Raw genomic sequence first — 15,747 nt, 5'->3', positions numbered from 1 at the left:
CGGGCCGCTCTTGTCAGGCCTGTTCCAGCAGCGCCGGGCGGCGGGCACTAGGCTGCCGCCCATGCTGAAAGTGGGCCTGACCGGTGGTATCGGCGCCGGCAAGAGCGAAGTGTCCCGGATGCTCGCCGGATACGGAGCCGTCCTCATCGACGCCGACCGGATCGCCCGCGAGGTCGTCGAGCCCGGCACCCCCGGGCTCGACGCCGTCGTCGGGGAGTTCGGCACCGGCATCCTCACCCCCGAGGGGACACTGGACCGGCCGAAGCTCGGCTCGATCGTCTTCTCCGACGGCGAGCGCCTCGCCGCCCTCAACGCGATCGTCCACCCGCTGGTCGGCGCCCGCTCCGCCGAGCTGGAACGTGCCGCGGGACCCGATTCCGTCGTCGTCCACGACGTGCCGCTGCTCACCGAGAACAGCCTCGCCCCGCTCTACGACCTGGTGATCGTGGTCGACGCCGCGCCGGAGACCCAGCTCGACCGCCTCGTACGCCTGCGCGGGATGACGGAGCAGGAGGCGCGCGCCAGGATGGCCGCACAGGCCACCCGGGAGCAGCGGCGCGCGGTGGCCGATCTGGTCATCGACAACGACGGACCGATCGAAGCCCTGGAACCGCAGGTCCGCGAGGTCTGGGCGGAACTGGAACGGCGGGCCGCGGCCGGCTGAGCCCGGCCGGAACAGCGGTGGCCGGGCAGACGTTCACCTGACAGCGGAGCCGACGTTCACCTGACCGTGGACGAGGGAAGGATGTGACCGTGCCCGAGAGGAACCCCGAAACCCACGTCATCGACTTCCGCGCGGCCGAGCAACTGCTCGCGGCGCGCGATCCCCGTGGCGCGGTCCAGCTGCTCGACTCGGTGATCGCCTCCCACCCGGAGAACACCGCGGCCCGGCTCCTGCGCGCCCGCGCCTTCTTCGCGGCAGCCCAGCTGCGCCCCGCCGAGCTCGAGTTCGAGCTGGTCCTGGAGCGGGAGCCGGACAACGCGTTCGCGCACTTCGCCCTCGCCCGCACCTTCGAGCGCTCCGGTCACCCGGAGCGGGCCACGCGCCACTTCCGGCTGGCGGCGGCGCTCGACCCGAACCCGGAGTACCTGAAGGCCGCCCGCTTCGACGCGGAGGGCTGAGCGGCTCCCGCGCTCAGTGCCCGTACCGCCCCCGGCCCCCGTGATCGGGTTCGTACGGCGGGATGGAGCGGCCCGGCTGGTAATGCGGGCCCTGGTGCAGGTGGTGGACGATCACCGCGAGATCCACCAGCACCAGCACGAGCAGCACCCCGCAGGCCGCCGCCCACCCCGGCCTGCCGGTCCAGGCGAACGCCGCCAGGCCGAAGACGGCCCAGGCCAGGCCCCATAGACTCAGCCAGAGCCGCATCCGCAGGGAACTGCGGGCAGTCGTCGGTTCACTACCGGTACGCATGGCGATCGCCTCTCCTACCAGCATGGACCCGCGGCGGCGCGAGTGCGGCGTTCCGACGGAAGAGAGTGGGGGACGGCCGTGAACGGCACAGCATGGGGGGACACCGCAGCCCGCAGGTCGCGTGTCCGCGGGTGTCTGCTGGGCGGGGCGATCGGGGACGCACTGGGAAACCCGGTGGAGTTCCTGTCGCTCACCGGCATCCGCCGGGCGCACGGCGAGCAGGGCGTACGCGACCTCACCGCGGACGAGGACGGGGTCGTCGGACGCGTCACGGACGACACCCAGATGACCCTCTTCACCGCCGAGGGGCTGATCAGAGCGCACTCCCGGGCCATGGCCAAGGGCATCGGCGGCGCGGAGACGGCGATCATGAAGCACGCCTACCTGCGCTGGCTGGACACCCAGAACCATCCCGCGCCGCCGGCCCGGGGCGGGGACGATCTGGTCCGGACCGGTTGGCTCAGGCAGCAGCCCTGGCTGTACGCACGCCGGGCCCCCGGCAACGCCTGCCTGACCGGGCTCGCCTCCGGGCACACCCCCGACCCGAGAGGCCCCATCGGAAAGCCGGGCCCCGTCAACACAGACTCCAAGGGCTGCGGCACGGTCATGCGCTCCGCTCCCTTCGGCCTCACCGGGCAGCACCCGGCCCAGTGCTTCGAGCTCGCCGCCCGGTGTGCGCAGATCACCCACGGCCACCCCACCGGCGCCTACGCCGCCGGGGCGCTCGCGGCGATCGTCGCCCATCTGCTGGAGGGCGACTCCCTGCCGGGCTCCGTCCTGCGCGCCATGGACCTGCTGGCCCGCCACCCCGGCCACGAGGAGACGACCGCCGCCCTGCGCGGCGCCGTCGAACTGGCCGCGCAGGGCGCACCGAGCGCCGAGAAGGTGGAGTCGCTCGGCGCGGGCTGGGTGGCCGAGGAGGCCCTGGCCATCGCCGTGTACTGCGCCCTGGTCCTGCCGGAGCCCGGTCGGGCCGCCGAGTCGCTGCTGCTCTCCGTCAACCACTCGGGCGACAGCGACTCCACGGGCTCGGTCTGCGGCAACCTGCTCGGCGCCCGCCACGGCGACGCGTGCCTTCCGCCGTCGTGGCTGGTGCGCACCGAGGGACGGGCCGTGATCACAGAGGTGGCCGACGACCTGTCGCTGGAGTTCGCGCACGCCCTCGCGTGGCCGGAGGGCCGCTACCCGGGGTGCTGACCGGGCCGGTCGGTCAGCCGGTCAGCAGCTTGGCGCGCAGGGTCTCCACGGTCGCCGCGTCGAGCTTCAGCCCTTCGTGTACATAGGTGTCGAAGTCGCCGTAGATCTGGTCGGCCTCGGCGAACGCGGCGCGCAGCCAGCTCAGTTCGACGGCCTCCGGGTCACCGGTGTACTGGTTGCTGGCGAGGAAGTCCGCCTCGACGGTGGCCCGGGGTACGCCGAGCAGGGTGAGCAGGACGGCAGGACCGCAGACCCGCCACCGACGCCGAACTGGCCCAGCAGCGCGACTCGGCGGCCCAGCGTGCGGAGGAGGGCGTGCCGCTCGACGCCATCCTCACCGCGTACCAGGTGGGGATCGCGATGTGCTGGGAGGAGACAGCCCAGGACGCCGGCCCCGACGACCTGCCCGCCGTCCTGGAGATCATGAACCGCATCATGGTCCTCCAGCAGCAGCTGATCTCCGCGGTGAGCGGCGCCTATCTGGAGGCCCGGCAGATCCTGGACAGCCAGGAACACGGCGGCCGGCACGCCCTGATGGCCGCCCTGCTGACGGGCGAGGACCTGGAACGCTTCACCCGGCGCACGGGGCTGCGCCCGGCCGCCCGGTATCTGACGATGACGCTCGCGCTCGGCACGCACGACGACGAGGTGGGCCAGGCCCCGGGCCCCGGTGCGGGGGTGGCGGCCCGCCGCAAGATCCGCCGGATCCGCACGGCCCTGGACCGGTTCGCCGGTACGCCCGCGCTGACCGCCCTCGACGAGACGGGCGGCACGGTCCTGCTGGCCGTCGCCGAGCCGCCGCCGTGGAGCGGGCCGGGCGGGCTGGTCGGCCTGATCGCCGAAGCCACCCGCGCCGCGGGCGTGCCGGTCACCGCGGCGGCCGAGACCACGGAACCGGCGGCGGTGCCGGCCGCCGTGGCCCGCAACGCCGAGATCGTCGGCCTCGTCGCCCGTACCGGACGGCCCGCAGGCCTGTACCGGCTGGCCGACGTCCTGCTGGAGTACCAGCTGAGCAGGCCGAGCGAGGCCCTGAACGGCCTGGCGCGGCTCCTGCACCCGCTGGAGGCCAAACCGGAGCTGCTGCACACGCTGGAGACGTACCTCGCGCACGGCCTGGACCGCAGGGCGGCGGCTGCCGCCCTGCACGTCCACCCGAACACCGTCGACTACCGCATCCGCCGTATCGGCCGGCTGACCGGTCTCTCCCCGGCCCGGCCCATGGATCTCCAGCACCTCAGCGCTGCGCTGGTCGCCCGCCGTTCGGTATGAGGAGGGGAACGGCGGCCGCGGACGATCGGTACAGGGCGGGGAACGGCCGCAGCCGACCGTTCGTTCGGCCGAGTATGAGCGAACGAGTGGTGCGTGAGGGCTATTCGGGGACGGGGCCCGGTGAGATCACCCCGGACGGCTGCGCGGTCGAGCTGTACCGACGACTGGCCGTCAGTGACGAACCGGACGTCATCGCCGCCGCCGTACCCGCCGGATCGAGCATTCTGGAACTGGGAAGCGGTGCGGGCCGGGTGACGCATCCTCTGGTCGACCGCGGGTTCGACGTCACGGCGGTGGACGAGTCGGCGCAGATGCTGGAGCAGGTGCGCGGCGCGCGCACGGTGTGCAGCCCCATCGAGTCGCTCGATCTCGGCGACGAGACCTTCGACGTGGTCATGCTGGCCTCGTTCCTGGTGCACTCGGGCGACCACCGGGTGCGGGACGGGCTGCTGCGGACCTGCCGGAGATACGTGCGTGACGGCGGAGTGGTCCTCATCCAGCGCGAGGGCGAGGACTCCCGCGTCGGTCTGCCGCGCGAGCGCGTCCACCCGTCGGGGTACACGGTCCGGATCGTCTCCGCGGAGCCCGTCGGCGACGGGGTGGACTCGGTGCTCTGCGTGTACGAGTTCCCGGATGCGCGCTGGACGCAGACCTTCCTCTCGCGGCCGCTGTCGAAGGAGCAGTTCGAGGGCTACCTGGACATGGCCGGGCTGAGGGTGGACCGCTGTCTCACCGAGGACGGCACCTGGGTGAGGGCCGTGCCCAAGTAGCGCCGCAGCGCGGGGAACCGGCGTCCGGCGGAGCGATGAGTTACGGGCCGGGACACGGTCTGACCTTGTGTGAGCGCGACACCGCGCACCGCTTCCCCGAGGAGACCTCATGTCCGAGATCACGACGGCCGCAGCCACGTCTGCCGCTCCCACAGCCCCTTCTGCCGCCGCCGGCCGCCGTGGCCGGGGCGCTGTCGCGCTGAGCGTGGCGCGGTATGCCCTTGCCCTGTTCCTGGGCTTCAGCGGAGTCGCCAAGCTGATCGCCCATGAGTCCGCCGTCGAGTCGTTCGACCGGATGGGCTGGAGTCACGGTGCGATGTACGCCATCGGCGGTCTGGAGACGGCCGGGGCGATCGCGCTGCTGATCCCGGTCCTCGCCGGGGTGGCGGCCATCGCCTTCTGCGGGCTGCTGGCAGGGGCGTCGGTCGTCCAGCTGACGCTGCTCGATCCGCCGAACGCGGTGATGCCCGCGGTACTCATCGTGGTCATGGCCCTGATCGCCCGGGACCGCCGGGGCGGAACGGCGGCACTCGTCGCAATGGTCCGCCGCAGTGCGTGAGACGGACGCCGGTGCGGGCATGCACCGGGTGCGCGACCCTCGGGGCCGCGACCCGGTGCATGCCCGCACCGGCGTCCTGGGGGATCAGTGAACGGTGGTGAAGCTGCGCCAGGGCAGTGAACTGGGCGCCCTCACATCGGAGAGCGTGGTGGCGAGGTACGTCGTGCCCGGGCCGGTGCAGTCCCGCGTGCGGTACAGGATGATGTCGATCAGCGTCTCGTTGAGCACTTCCTTGGCTCCCGCGGGGGCGAGCCGGTGGCATCCCTTCACCGAGGGACTGTTCACCTCGATCACGGCGTCCCGTTCGGTCGTGTAGATGACCGGGCCGACGGCGGTCCGGCCGAGGCCCGAGCAGCCTGCGACGGTGAGGGTCAGGAGCGCGGTCCCGGCGGCGATGCCGAGACGGCGGCGTCGGTGGTCGATCACGGGCATGGGCGGGTCCTCGTCTGTCTCGTCCGGCTCATCCGTACGCACTCCGTCACGCCACCCCGTACGCGGCGGAGCGACGTGCTGACGCTGGTCACCCTGCCCGCTCCCGGCGGGCCCGGCATCCGGGAAGCGGCCGGGCGGGGGACGGGAGGACGGACCGAGGTTCGCCCGCTGTCCAAAGGGGGCATAACGTGGTAATAGCGCTGATTGTGGCGTGAGGCAGATGTTCCGGTTCTTCCGGATGGCAGGGGGCCGTCATGGTCCAGGAGCTCTTGATCGCAGTGGTCGCGGCGGTATCGGCGGGTGCCGTGTACACGGCCGCTGCCGCCCGGGTCGTCAAGCAGTACGAGCGGGGCGTGGTGCTCAGGCTCGGCCGGCTCCGCAACGATGTGCGCGGGCCCGGATTCACCATGGTGCTGCCCGGCGTCGAGCGACTGCGCAAGGTCAACATGCAGATCGTGACCATGCCTGTGCCGGCGCAGGACGGGATCACCCGGGACAACGTCACGGTGCGGGTGGACGCGGTCATCTACTTCAAGGTGGTCGACGCCGCGAGCGCGGTCGTGGAGGTGGAGGACTACCGGTTCGCCGTCTCGCAGATGGCGCAGACGTCGTTGCGTTCGATCATCGGCAAGAGCGATCTGGACGATCTGCTCTCCAACCGGGAGAAGCTCAACCAGGGCCTGGAGCTGATGATCGACAGCCCCGCGGTGGGATGGGGTGTGCAGATCGACCGGGTCGAGATCAAGGACGTCTCGCTGCCGGAGACCATGAAACGCTCCATGGCCCGCCAGGCGGAGGCCGACCGTGAGCGGCGTGCCCGGGTCATCAACGCGGACGCGGAGCTCCAGGCGTCCAAGAAGCTGGCCGAGGCGGCGTCGGAGATGTCGGCCCAGCCCGCGGCGTTGCAGCTGAGGCTGCTGCAGACCGTGGTGGCCGTGGCGGCGGAGAAGAACTCCACCCTGGTGCTGCCGTTCCCGGTGGAGCTCCTCCGCTTCCTGGAACGGGCCCAGCAGCCGGCGCAGCCGCAGGCCGTGGACCGCGCACCACAGGAACCCGCCCCGCCCGCACCGGCCGGACCCGCCGCCCCACCGGCGTCTGCCCCCGGCCATCTGCGTCCCGCCCCGCCCGCGTCCCCGGCCCCGGCTCCGGGACAGCCCCGCCCCACCGGCCCGAAGCCGCTCGCCAGGCACTGACCCGCCGGCCCGCCCGCACCGGCCGGCCGGTGCGTCGCGGCGCGGTCACGCCCGGTCACGCTCCGGCCGCTGTCGGACCCGTACGAGTTGCGGGCACGGCGGCGGCCGGTCCGCTGTCAGACGCCCCGCCTAGACTCGCGAGTCGAAAGGTTCCCGTGCCGGCCGCGCCGACCAGGCGCGGAGGACCGAGGACACCAGGGCTCACGACCGGGCCCGGACGGGAACAGGGAAGGGCCGATGGGTATCGCACCGCAGACGCACGACGCGGCCACCGGCCGCCTGCTGCGCTGCGCCGCGGTCTTCCTGCCGGCCACGCTCCCGCGCGAAGGGCGCATGGCGTTCTGGGACCCGGAAGGACACCCCCTGCCCGACCGGGATGACCTGTGGGCGCCCGGCACCGGCACCGGGGCGGACACATCCGCACCCGCCGAGGCGGACGGCTCGGGCGTGCGCACCTCCGAGATCATCGTCGTCCGGCACCACGGCGAGCAGGGAGACATCCGCCGGAGCACCGTGCCCGCCCTGCTGCTCCCCCTGACCGAGGCCGTACCCCTGCTGGCCCGGGCCCGCCACCTGCGGTCCGCGCACCCCGCCACCCGCTGCTGGGGCGCCGCCACCCTGCACGCGCTCCACCTCGTCTCCCGCGGCCGGATGCTGCCCGGACTGACCGCCGACGATCACGACGCCTGGCGGGCCGGCCCGCGTGACGCCGAGGACGTCGCCCATCTGCGCGCGGTCGCCGCCGCCATGCCCGCCGAGGGTTACGCGATCCCCTTCCCCGACCGCACCCCCCTCCAGGTCCCCGACCCCGAGCCGCTCATCAGCTCCTTCCTCGACGCGGTGGCCGACACCCTGCCCCGGACCCCCGCGGCAGCCTTCGCCATGGGCGCGCCCTTCGCCGCCCGGGAGGGCCGCCATCTGCCCGGCGTCCGCGAGTGGGCCGTGGAGGTCGCGGCCGGACTGGACGCGGGCGTACGGGTGTCGCTGCGCCTGGACCTCTCCGCGTTCGAGCTCTTCGACACCGAAGACCGGCCCGGCCCGGCAGAGGACCGGGACGAAGGCGTACCGGCCCCCGCCCGGCATGCCGGCGCCGCCATCACCCAGGTGCACAGCCTCGCCGATCCCACCTACGTCGTCGACGCGGCCGCCCTGTGGAACGGCTCGGCGGGCGAGCCCTTCGGCCCGCGGGCCCGGATCGACGCCGTGCTCGCCCTGCGCCGCGCCGCCCGCGTCTGGGCCCCGCTGGAACGGCTGCTGGACCAGCCGGTTCCCGACGTACTGGCCCTCACCGAGGACGAGTTGTACGAGCTGCTGGGTGCCGGCGGGGCGCGGCTGGCAGCCGCCGGGGTGAGCGTGCACTGGCCCAGGGAGCTCGCCCGTTCGCTCACCGCGACGGCGGTCGTGCGGCCCGCGCCGGGCTCGGCCACCGACGGCACCTCGTTCTTCGACGCCGAACAGCTCTTCGCGTTCAACTGGCAGCTCTCGCTGGGCGACCAGAAGCTGACCGAGGCCGAGATGGACGTGCTCGCCGAGGCACACCGGCCCGTGGTGCGGCTGCGCGACCAGTGGGTCGTCGTCGACCCCGCGCTCGTACGCAAGGCACGCAAGCGGGAGCTCGGCCTGCTCGACCCGGTGGACGCGCTCGCCGTCGCCCTGACCGGCAGCGCCGAAGTGGACGGCGAGCAGGTCGAGGCCGTCCCGATCGGCGCGCTCGCCGAACTGCGCGCCCGCATCGTCGAGGACGACACCCTCATCGCACCGCCGCCCGGCCTCGACGCCACCCTCCGCGACTACCAACTGCGCGGACTGGCCTGGCTGGACCGGATGACATCCCTGGGCCTCGGCGGCTGCCTCGCCGACGACATGGGCCTCGGCAAGACGATCACCCTCATCGCCCTCCATCTGCACCGGGCCCACCCCGCACCCACGCTCGTGATCTGCCCCGCCTCGCTGCTGGGCAACTGGCACCGGGAGATCAACCGCTTCGCACCCGGCGTCCCCGTGCGGCGGTTCCACGGCACCGACCGCACCCTCGCCGAGCCCGACAACGGCTTCGTCCTCACCACGTACGGCACGATGCGCTCCAGCGCCGCCGAACTGGCCTCCCACAGCTGGGGACTGGTCGTCGCCGACGAGGCACAGCACGTGAAGAACCCGAACTCCTCCACGGCGAAGGCGCTGCGCACCATTGCGTCCCCGGCCCGGGTCGCCCTGACCGGCACCCCCGTCGAGAACAACCTCTCCGAACTCTGGGCCCTGCTCGACTGGACCACTCCCGGGCTGCTCGGTCCCCTCAAGGCCTTCCGGGCCCGCCACGCCCGCATCGTGGAGAACACGGGAACCGCCGCAGGCATCGCCAACGACGAAGCGGTCGAGCGGCTCTCCCGGCTGGTCCGGCCGTTCCTGCTGCGCCGCAAGAAGTCGGACCCCGGCATCGCCCCCGAGCTGCCGCCCAAGACGGAGACCGACCACCCCGTCTTCCTCACCCGCGAACAGGCCACGCTCTACGAGGCCACGGTGCGCGAGACGATGGCCTACATCGAGGCGTCGGAAGGCATCGCCCGGCGTGGCCTGATCATGAAGCTGCTGGCCTCGCTCAAGCAGATCTGCAACCACCCCGCGCAGTATCTGAAGGAGGAGCCCACCCGTCTCACCGGCCGGTCCGGGAAGCTCGCCCTGCTCGACGAACTCCTCGACACGATCCTCGCCGAGGACGGCTCCGTGCTCATCTTCACCCAGTACGTGACGATGGCCCGGCTGCTCTCCGCCCACCTCACCTCGCGCGCGATCCCCTCCCAGCTCCTGCACGGCGGCACGCCGGTGCCGGAGCGGGAACGGATGGTGGACCGCTTCCAGTCCGGCGAGGTGCCGGTCTTCCTGCTCTCCCTCAAGGCCGCCGGCACCGGGCTCAACCTCACCCGGGCCGCCCATGTCATCCACTACGACCGCTGGTGGAACCCGGCGGTCGAGGAGCAGGCCACGGACCGCGCCTACCGCATCGGGCAGACCCAGCCGGTGCAGGTGCACCGGCTGATCGCCGAAGGCACCGTCGAGGACCGGATCGGCGAGATGCTGCTGGCCAAGCGAGCCCTGGCCGACGCCGTGCTCGGCACCGGCGAGACCGCGCTCACCGAGCTCAGCGACCGTGACCTGGCCGACCTCGTCTCGCTCCGGAGGCCGTCATGAGCCCCCGCCCCCACTCCTCCGGCGCACGGCCCGTCGCCCGGTCCCGCCCCGGCCCCGACGACCTGCGGCGGACCTTCGAGGCCGTGCCGGCGCGCACCTCCGGCGACGACGAGCCGTTCGCGGACAGCTGGTGGGGCCGGGCATGGGTGACGGCGCTGGAGGACCTCTCGATGGACGCGCCCCGGCTGGCCCGCGGACGCGCGTACGCGGACAGCGGCAAGGTCGCCGCGATCACCGTCACGCCCGGTCGCGTCGTCGCCTACGTGCACGGCAGCCGCCCCCGGCCCTACCGTGCCGAGCTCCGGCTGCGCACGCTCACCGACCCCGACTGGGACACCTTCCTCGACGCGGTCGCCGCCCGCCCCGGCCACCTCGCCGCCCTCCTCGCCAAGGAGATGCCGCACTCCCTCGCCGACACAGCGGCCGCCGCCGGCATCACCCTGCTCCCCGCGGCGGACGACCTCGACCCCGGCTGTTCCTGCCCCGACCACGGCTGGCCGTGCAAGCACGTGGCGGCGCTCTGCTACCAGATGGCCCGGCTCCTGGACACCGACCCGTTCGTCCTCCTGCTGCTGCGCGGCCGGGGCGAACGCGAGCTCGTGGAGGACCTCGGCCGTCGCAACGCCGCACACTCCGCGCGGGAGCGGCCCGCTCCACCCGCCACCCCGTCCGTACCCGCCCGGGAAGCGCTCGCCGACCGTTTCCTGCCGCCGCTGCCCGCCCCGTTCCCGGTCGAGCCGCATCCGGGCCGGCCGCCCTCGTACCCCGAGTTTCCCGGGGCCAGGGACCCCCTGGCCCTCGACCAGCTCGCCACCGACGCGGCCGCCCGCGCCCACGCGCTGCTCATCACCGGCGCCGACCCGCTCGCCGGGCTCACCGCCTGGCAGGACGCGGTCCGGCTGGCAGCCGCCCGCCCCACGGCCGGACTCACCGCCACCACCCGTGCCCTCTACCGCGAACTGGCATCCGCCACCGGCCGCAACACCACCGACCTGGCCCGGGCCGTCGCCGCCTGGCGTCAGGGCGGAGCCGAGGGACTCGCCGTCCTGGAGACACCGTGGGACCCCCCGGCCGGCCCGTTCGACCGCGCCCGCCCGGCCCTCGCGGCGGCCGGCTTCCCGCGTTTCCAGCCCTGGCGCAACCACCTGACCCACCCCGGCGGCACACTCCAGCTCCGCTTCGGCCACGACAACCGGTGGTACGGCTACGAATCGGATCCCGGCGAGGACGAATGGTGGCCCAGGGCGGCGCCGGACTCCGACCCCGTGGGCGCACTCCTCGAACTCAGCGGCGGCTGACCCCGCCGGAGGATCAGCTGTTCAGGAAGATCAGCAGGCCGATCAGCAGCACCGCGACGACGGGCAGCATGATCAGCCGTGCCTTGCGGAACGACTCGTTGTCCTGCTGCGCGAGCCCACGGCCGGCACCGTGTGCGGACGCCAGGTGCTCCCCGGCCATGTCGACGAGCCGCCGGGTCGTCAGGAGCGACGGCGACCAGTCGCAGTGCGTACAGACGAGGAAGTCGCGGTAGGGGTCGTACCTGAAGTCCCGCTCGATGTTGACCGTGAAGACCTGTCCCTCCTCGGTCGTCGCGGTGAAGTGACGTACGGGCGTGCCCATCTGGCGTTCTCCCTGGCGGTCGACGGCCGGTGCCCCGGCACCCGGCCGCGGAACAGTACCGGACGGCTCGGGCGCTGTGCCGGGCGGGTCGTCCGAGGGAGCCGGGGGATGGTGCCGGGGAGCGGGCGGGCTGCATCAGCGGCGAAAACTGCCGCGGGCCGGACGTCGGAGAAGGCAGCCAGGAATTCTTAGATCGGAGAAGTCGGCCAGGGATCAGAGACCGGAGGGAGACAGTCAGGGATTCAGAGACCGGAGGGAAACGGCCAGGGATCAGAAGTCGGCCGTCGTGCGCTCCTCCAGCCGCGCCACCGAGTCCTGGGCGTACGCCTTCTCGTAGGCATTGCGGATCCGCTCGATCTGCGGATCGCGCAGTCGGGCCTCGGACGCCGGGTAGAGCAGGGTCAGTTCGTAGCTGCGCTCCCGCTCGATGACCCCGTTGGAGTCCCGCCACTGTCCCCGGCCGTCCTGGATGGTCAGCCCGTTGGGAAAGCGCGGGGTGACTTCGGCGTCGATGAAGGCCAGGAACTGGCGGTCGGTCACATCCGGGCCGCCGTCGGGGCGTTCGGTGCCGAAGAACAGCCGTGTCTCGATGTATGCCTTGCCCCGCGCGGCAGCCGGCCGGGCGTCCGCGGGGGAGTCGGTGCCCAGGGTGGCGTAGGCGACCGGTGTGCCCACGGCCAGGACCGCGAGGCCCGCCGTGGCCGCGGCGAGCGCGGCACGACGACGTGGGCGGCGGCGGACAGCCGGGGAGCCGTCGGACGAGCCCGGGTCGTTCGCGGCGGTGGGGTGGGGCAGGCGGGACATGAGGAAGCCCTTCGTTCCGGAAGCGGGGCAGGCGCGGACGCGCCGGGCTCACTGTGGCAAGTCGCCCCCGCCCGGCAGCGGCGGCGCAGGGGCGTCGCGCGGAAACCACCCGAACGGGCGGGCGGGGGTCTCCCGGTCGGTTTCGGGGCGACAAAAACCGTTGGTGCGACGCGTGTTGCTCTTGCTAGCTTCCTGGACGTGGCGAAACTCAATCAGATCATCGCAGTGGAGAAGGGCGTCAAGTCCAAGGCTCACCAGGACCTGACGGCGGCGCATCACGGCCTCCAGAAGGCCGGTCTGTTGGCCGGGATCTCCCGGACCTACCAGCCGAAGGACGAGGAGGGCGAGCAGTTGCCGCCCGAGTCGACCCTGGTGCAGATCAAGGCCGAGGACGTGCTGCGGGAGACCGCGGCGACGCTGACCCGCCTCTTCGACGTGACCGCCACCAAGGACTGGGCGAACTGCGCGGCCCGCGCCGACGTCTCGGTCGACGGACGCGTGCTGGTGAGCGGCGTGCCGGTGTCGTACCTGCTCTTCCTGGAGAAGCAGCTCACGGACATCAACACCTTCGTCCGCAAGCTCCCGGTGCTCGACGCCTCCGAGGCATGGAGCCAGGACCCGTCCACCGACTCCTGGAAGACCGAGCCGGTGCGGACCCTGCGGACGAAGAAGGTGCCCCGCAACCACGTGAAGGCGGAGGCCACCGAGAAGCACCCGGCGCAGGTCGAGGTGTACTACGAGGACATCCCCATCGGCTACTGGACCACGGTCAAGTTCTCCGGTGCGCTGCCCGCGCGGCGGATCAACGAACTGCTCGACCGGGTGGAGAAGCTCCAGCAGGCCGTCAAGTTCGCCCGCGAGGAGGCCAACGGCGTGGACGTCACGGACCAGCGGGTGGGTGACGCGGTCTTCGGTTACCTCTTCGGGTGACCGACCATGGAATCCCCGGCGGCGGTCGACGCGGCCGGGGTGCGCGAGGAGCGCAAAGCTGAAACTGAAGTTTGTCGTGACGACGCGGCTCAAGTGGAGGTTCGAGTCCTCCCCCCGGCACTTTCGCACCTCCGTACGTCCCGTACGGATACGGGCCGGGGTGGCCCAAATGGCAGAGGCAGGCCGCGATCAATCTCAGACTCTTGCTCCAGACTCAGCATGCGCCGCCTATCGCCGGATCAACCGGGCCCGTGCCCGTGTGCGTCGAGATGCCGGTTCGACTCCGGCCCGCGGAGCTTCGGTCTGCGGTCGTCTAAAGGCAGGACACGGCGACATAAAACTGACACGGGACCTTTAAAAGTGCCGGCGTGCCGTACAGGCGGCAACCACAGGGCTCGGGGGCCGGCTACGCCCCCGGGCCCGCTCCCGTTCCCGGGCCCGCGTCACCCCGTCGCGCGCAGCGACACCCCGCGCCCGGCGAAGAAGCGCTCGAAGCCGGCCAGTGGCAGCTCCGCCGCCCGGGTCGATGCCGATGTGCCGGACGGGTTGTGGAAATGCACGCCCGTCCCGTCGGCCGTGCGCGACGTCAGGAGCACCAGATGGCCGCCGCGTCCCGGCGCGGGCCGCTGCGGGTGACGGATCGCGTAGTGGACGGACGCCATGACGGACCGGCCCTCGTCCAGCAGGTCCAGGATCTCCGCCGGTGCGAGATGACGGTGGACGGTGGCCTCCAGGCCGTGCTTCTCGCGTACGTACGTGGCGAACGGGGCGTAGACCAGTCCCCGGATCTCGCCGTCGTCGTCCTCGGTGTACGCGCCGTACTCGAGCGCTCCGTCCCGCAGCGAGAAGAGTGACGGGGCGTCGGCGCCGAGCGCCATGCGCAGACAGGTCATACCGCACAGATGACCGGCCCAGCGCGCGTACTCGGCGGGCGACTTCGCGCCGGAGTCCGCCCAGGCGGGATCGGATGCCGGGTCAAGACCGCCCTCGACGATCGGCCCGACGAGCTCGAACGAGGCGAACTGTGTCTGGACGGGGACCCGGCAGGCAGGACAGCTCACGAGCGGTCTCCGTTCATCTCCGGTGGCCGGTCACTGCCGGTACCCGGCCAGGAAGCGGCCGATGCGGCTGATCGCCGCGTCAAGATCGTCAGCGTACGGGAGGGTCAGGATCCGGAAGTGGTCGGGCCGCGCCCAGTTGAAGCCGGTGCCCTGTACGACCTGGATCTTCTCGCGCAGCAGCAGGTCCAGGACGAACTTCTCGTCGTCGATGATCGGATGCACCTTCGGGTCGATGCGCGGGAAGGCATACAGCGCCCCCTTCGGTTTCACGCACGACACCCCGGGGATCTCGTTCAGCTTCTCCCAGGCGCGGTTGCGCTGCTCGTACAGCCTGCCGCCGGGCACCACCAGGTCCCGGATGGACTGGCGGCCGCCGAGCGCGGCCTGGATCGCGTACTGCGCGGGCGCGTTGGGGCACAGACGCATGGAGGCGAGCATGGTCAGCCCCTCCAGGTAGCTGCGGGCGTGCTGCTTGGGTCCCGACACCACCATCCAGCCCGAGCGGAACCCGGCCACGCGGTACGTCTTCGACAGCCCGCTGAAGGTGAGGCAGACCAGGTCGGGGGCGAGCACCGCCACGCTGTGGTGCTCGGCGTCGTCGTACAGGATCTGGTCGTAGATCTCGTCGGCGAACACCATCAGGCCGTGCCTGCGGGCCAGGTCGAGGATGCCTTCCAGCACCTCGCGGGGGTAGACGGCACCCGTCGGGTTGTTCGGGTTGATGATCACGACGGCCCGGGTGCGGTCGGTGATCTTCGAGGCCATGTCGGCGAGGTCGGGGTTCCAGTCCGACTCCTCGTCGCACACGTAGTGCACGGCCTTCCCGCCGGCCAGCGTCGTCACCGCGGTCCACAGCGGGTAGTCGGGGGAGGGGATGAGTACCTCGTCACCGTCCTCCAGCAGCCCCTGCACCGCCATGGAGATCAGCTCGGAGACACCGTTGCCGAGGAAGATGTCGTCGACGCCGATCTCGCTGAGCCCCATGGCCTGATAGCGCTGCGCGACGGCCCGGCGGGCGGACAGGATGCCGCGCGAATCCGTGTAGCCGTGGGCCTGCGGGAGCATCCGGATCATGTCCTGGACGATCTCCTCCGGCGCCTCGAAGCCGAACAGCGCCGGATTGCCCGTGTTGAGCCGCAGCACGCTGTGGCCCGCCTCCTCCAGGGCGTTGGCGTGCTCGATGACCGGGCCCCGGATCTCGTAACAGACCTCGTTGAGCTTGCTGGACTGGCGGAATTCCATGCGGTGCCTCCCCGACCCGATTGCGATACTTGGTTTTACCAAGCTTGGGCTTGGAAAGTCCAACAACATG

The 15,747-nt window shown here is 72.1% G+C and carries 15 protein-coding genes, 1 tRNA gene and 2 pseudogenes; 11 read left to right on the top strand and 7 right to left on the bottom strand.

The genetic code is table 11. The features are described 5' to 3' along the window. Window positions 1-61: 61 nt before the first annotated feature. The gene (coaE, locus tag OG446_RS07935; protein WP_328893346.1) at window positions 62-664 is read left to right on the top strand and encodes a dephospho-CoA kinase; all 603 of its coding nucleotides are present in this window, start codon (window positions 62-64) and stop codon (window positions 662-664) included. 89 nt (window positions 665-753) lie between these two features. Next, window positions 754-1,122, top strand: a complete 369-nt coding sequence (locus OG446_RS07930) for a tetratricopeptide repeat protein (RefSeq protein ID WP_326663418.1) — start codon at window positions 754-756, stop codon at window positions 1,120-1,122. A 13-nt stretch (window positions 1,123-1,135) separates the two neighbouring features. Here OG446_RS07930 and OG446_RS07925 read toward each other — a convergent pair whose 3' ends face one another. Beyond that, on the bottom strand, window positions 1,136-1,414 hold the full coding sequence (locus OG446_RS07925) for a DUF6343 family protein (RefSeq protein WP_328893345.1): 279 nt from the start codon (window positions 1,412-1,414) through the stop codon (window positions 1,136-1,138). 78 nt (window positions 1,415-1,492) lie between these two features. Here OG446_RS07925 and OG446_RS07920 point away from each other — a divergent pair, with 78 nt between their 5' ends. Then, a complete protein-coding gene (locus OG446_RS07920; protein WP_328893344.1) occupies window positions 1,493-2,611 on the top strand; it encodes an ADP-ribosylglycohydrolase family protein in 1,119 nt (372 codons plus the stop codon). 13 nt (window positions 2,612-2,624) lie between these two features. Here the strand turns inward: OG446_RS07920 and OG446_RS07915 are convergent. Beyond that, window positions 2,625-2,858 (bottom strand): annotated as a pseudogene (locus OG446_RS07915) (tyrosine-protein phosphatase); the annotation flags it as partial. Here OG446_RS07915 and OG446_RS07910 point away from each other — a divergent pair. The 3 genes and pseudogenes from OG446_RS07910 to OG446_RS07900 form a co-directional block, all read left to right on the top strand. Next, window positions 2,852-3,880, top strand: a pseudogene (locus tag OG446_RS07910) (PucR family transcriptional regulator); the annotation flags it as partial. The pseudogenes OG446_RS07915 and OG446_RS07910 sit on opposite strands and share 7 nt — an antisense overlap. 74 nt (window positions 3,881-3,954) lie before the next feature. After that, window positions 3,955-4,650, top strand: a complete 696-nt coding sequence (locus OG446_RS07905) for a class I SAM-dependent methyltransferase (protein ID WP_328893343.1) — start codon at window positions 3,955-3,957, stop codon at window positions 4,648-4,650. Window positions 4,651-4,759: 109 nt separating this feature from the next. Next, the gene (locus OG446_RS07900) at window positions 4,760-5,209 is read left to right on the top strand and encodes a DoxX family protein (RefSeq protein WP_328893342.1); all 450 of its coding nucleotides are present in this window, start codon (window positions 4,760-4,762) and stop codon (window positions 5,207-5,209) included. 84 nt (window positions 5,210-5,293) lie between these two features. Here OG446_RS07900 and OG446_RS07895 read toward each other — a convergent pair whose 3' ends face one another. After that, entirely contained in the window at window positions 5,294-5,641 is a 348-nt protein-coding gene (locus OG446_RS07895) for a hypothetical protein (RefSeq protein WP_328893341.1), read from the bottom strand. Between the two features lie 254 nt (window positions 5,642-5,895). On the opposite strand from OG446_RS07895, the gene OG446_RS07890 reads away from it, so the two are divergent. The 3 genes from OG446_RS07890 (at window position 5,896) to OG446_RS07880 (ending at window position 11,318) form a co-directional block, all read left to right on the top strand. Beyond that, entirely contained in the window at window positions 5,896-6,834 is a 939-nt protein-coding gene (locus OG446_RS07890) for a slipin family protein (RefSeq protein WP_328893340.1), read from the top strand. Window positions 6,835-7,071: 237 nt separating this feature from the next. Further along, the gene (locus tag OG446_RS07885) at window positions 7,072-10,020 is read left to right on the top strand and encodes a DEAD/DEAH box helicase (RefSeq protein ID WP_328893339.1); all 2,949 of its coding nucleotides are present in this window, start codon (window positions 7,072-7,074) and stop codon (window positions 10,018-10,020) included. Next, window positions 10,017-11,318 carry an SWIM zinc finger family protein gene (locus OG446_RS07880; RefSeq protein ID WP_328893338.1) on the top strand — a complete coding sequence of 434 codons (1,302 nt, stop codon included), beginning with the start codon at window positions 10,017-10,019 and terminating at the stop codon, window positions 11,316-11,318. The genes OG446_RS07885 and OG446_RS07880 overlap by 4 nt, the downstream gene beginning before the upstream one ends. Before the next feature lie 13 nt (window positions 11,319-11,331). Here OG446_RS07880 and OG446_RS07875 read toward each other — a convergent pair whose 3' ends face one another. Together OG446_RS07875 and OG446_RS07870 are read right to left on the bottom strand one after the other, a co-directional pair. Next, entirely contained in the window at window positions 11,332-11,640 is a 309-nt protein-coding gene (locus tag OG446_RS07875; RefSeq protein ID WP_328893337.1) for a hypothetical protein, read from the bottom strand. Window positions 11,641-11,910: 270 nt separating this feature from the next. Further along, the gene (locus OG446_RS07870) at window positions 11,911-12,444 is read right to left on the bottom strand and encodes a DUF3574 domain-containing protein (RefSeq protein WP_328893336.1); all 534 of its coding nucleotides are present in this window, start codon (window positions 12,442-12,444) and stop codon (window positions 11,911-11,913) included. Window positions 12,445-12,642: 198 nt separating this feature from the next. On the opposite strand from OG446_RS07870, the gene OG446_RS07865 reads away from it, so the two are divergent. Continuing rightward, window positions 12,643-13,374, top strand: a complete 732-nt coding sequence (locus tag OG446_RS07865; protein ID WP_328893335.1) for a DUF7873 family protein — start codon at window positions 12,643-12,645, stop codon at window positions 13,372-13,374. 33 nt (window positions 13,375-13,407) lie between these two features. Further along, a tRNA-OTHER gene (locus OG446_RS07860) sits at window positions 13,408-13,494 on the top strand. A 323-nt stretch (window positions 13,495-13,817) separates the two neighbouring features. Here the strand turns inward: OG446_RS07860 and OG446_RS07855 are convergent. Then, complete coding sequence (locus OG446_RS07855; protein WP_328893334.1) at window positions 13,818-14,435, bottom strand: C39 family peptidase; 618 nt, start codon at window positions 14,433-14,435, stop codon at window positions 13,818-13,820. Between the two features lie 30 nt (window positions 14,436-14,465). Next, the gene (locus tag OG446_RS07850) at window positions 14,466-15,677 is read right to left on the bottom strand and encodes a pyridoxal phosphate-dependent aminotransferase (RefSeq protein ID WP_328893333.1); all 1,212 of its coding nucleotides are present in this window, start codon (window positions 15,675-15,677) and stop codon (window positions 14,466-14,468) included. Window positions 15,678-15,747: the final 70 nt, after the last annotated feature.

It is taken from the genome of Streptomyces sp. NBC_00236 (assembly GCF_036195045.1).
In the GTDB taxonomy this organism is placed as follows: domain Bacteria; phylum Actinomycetota; class Actinomycetes; order Streptomycetales; family Streptomycetaceae; genus Streptomyces.
The sequence above is the reverse complement of the archived record's forward strand: the minus strand, read 5'-3'. Positions and strand labels throughout refer to the sequence as shown.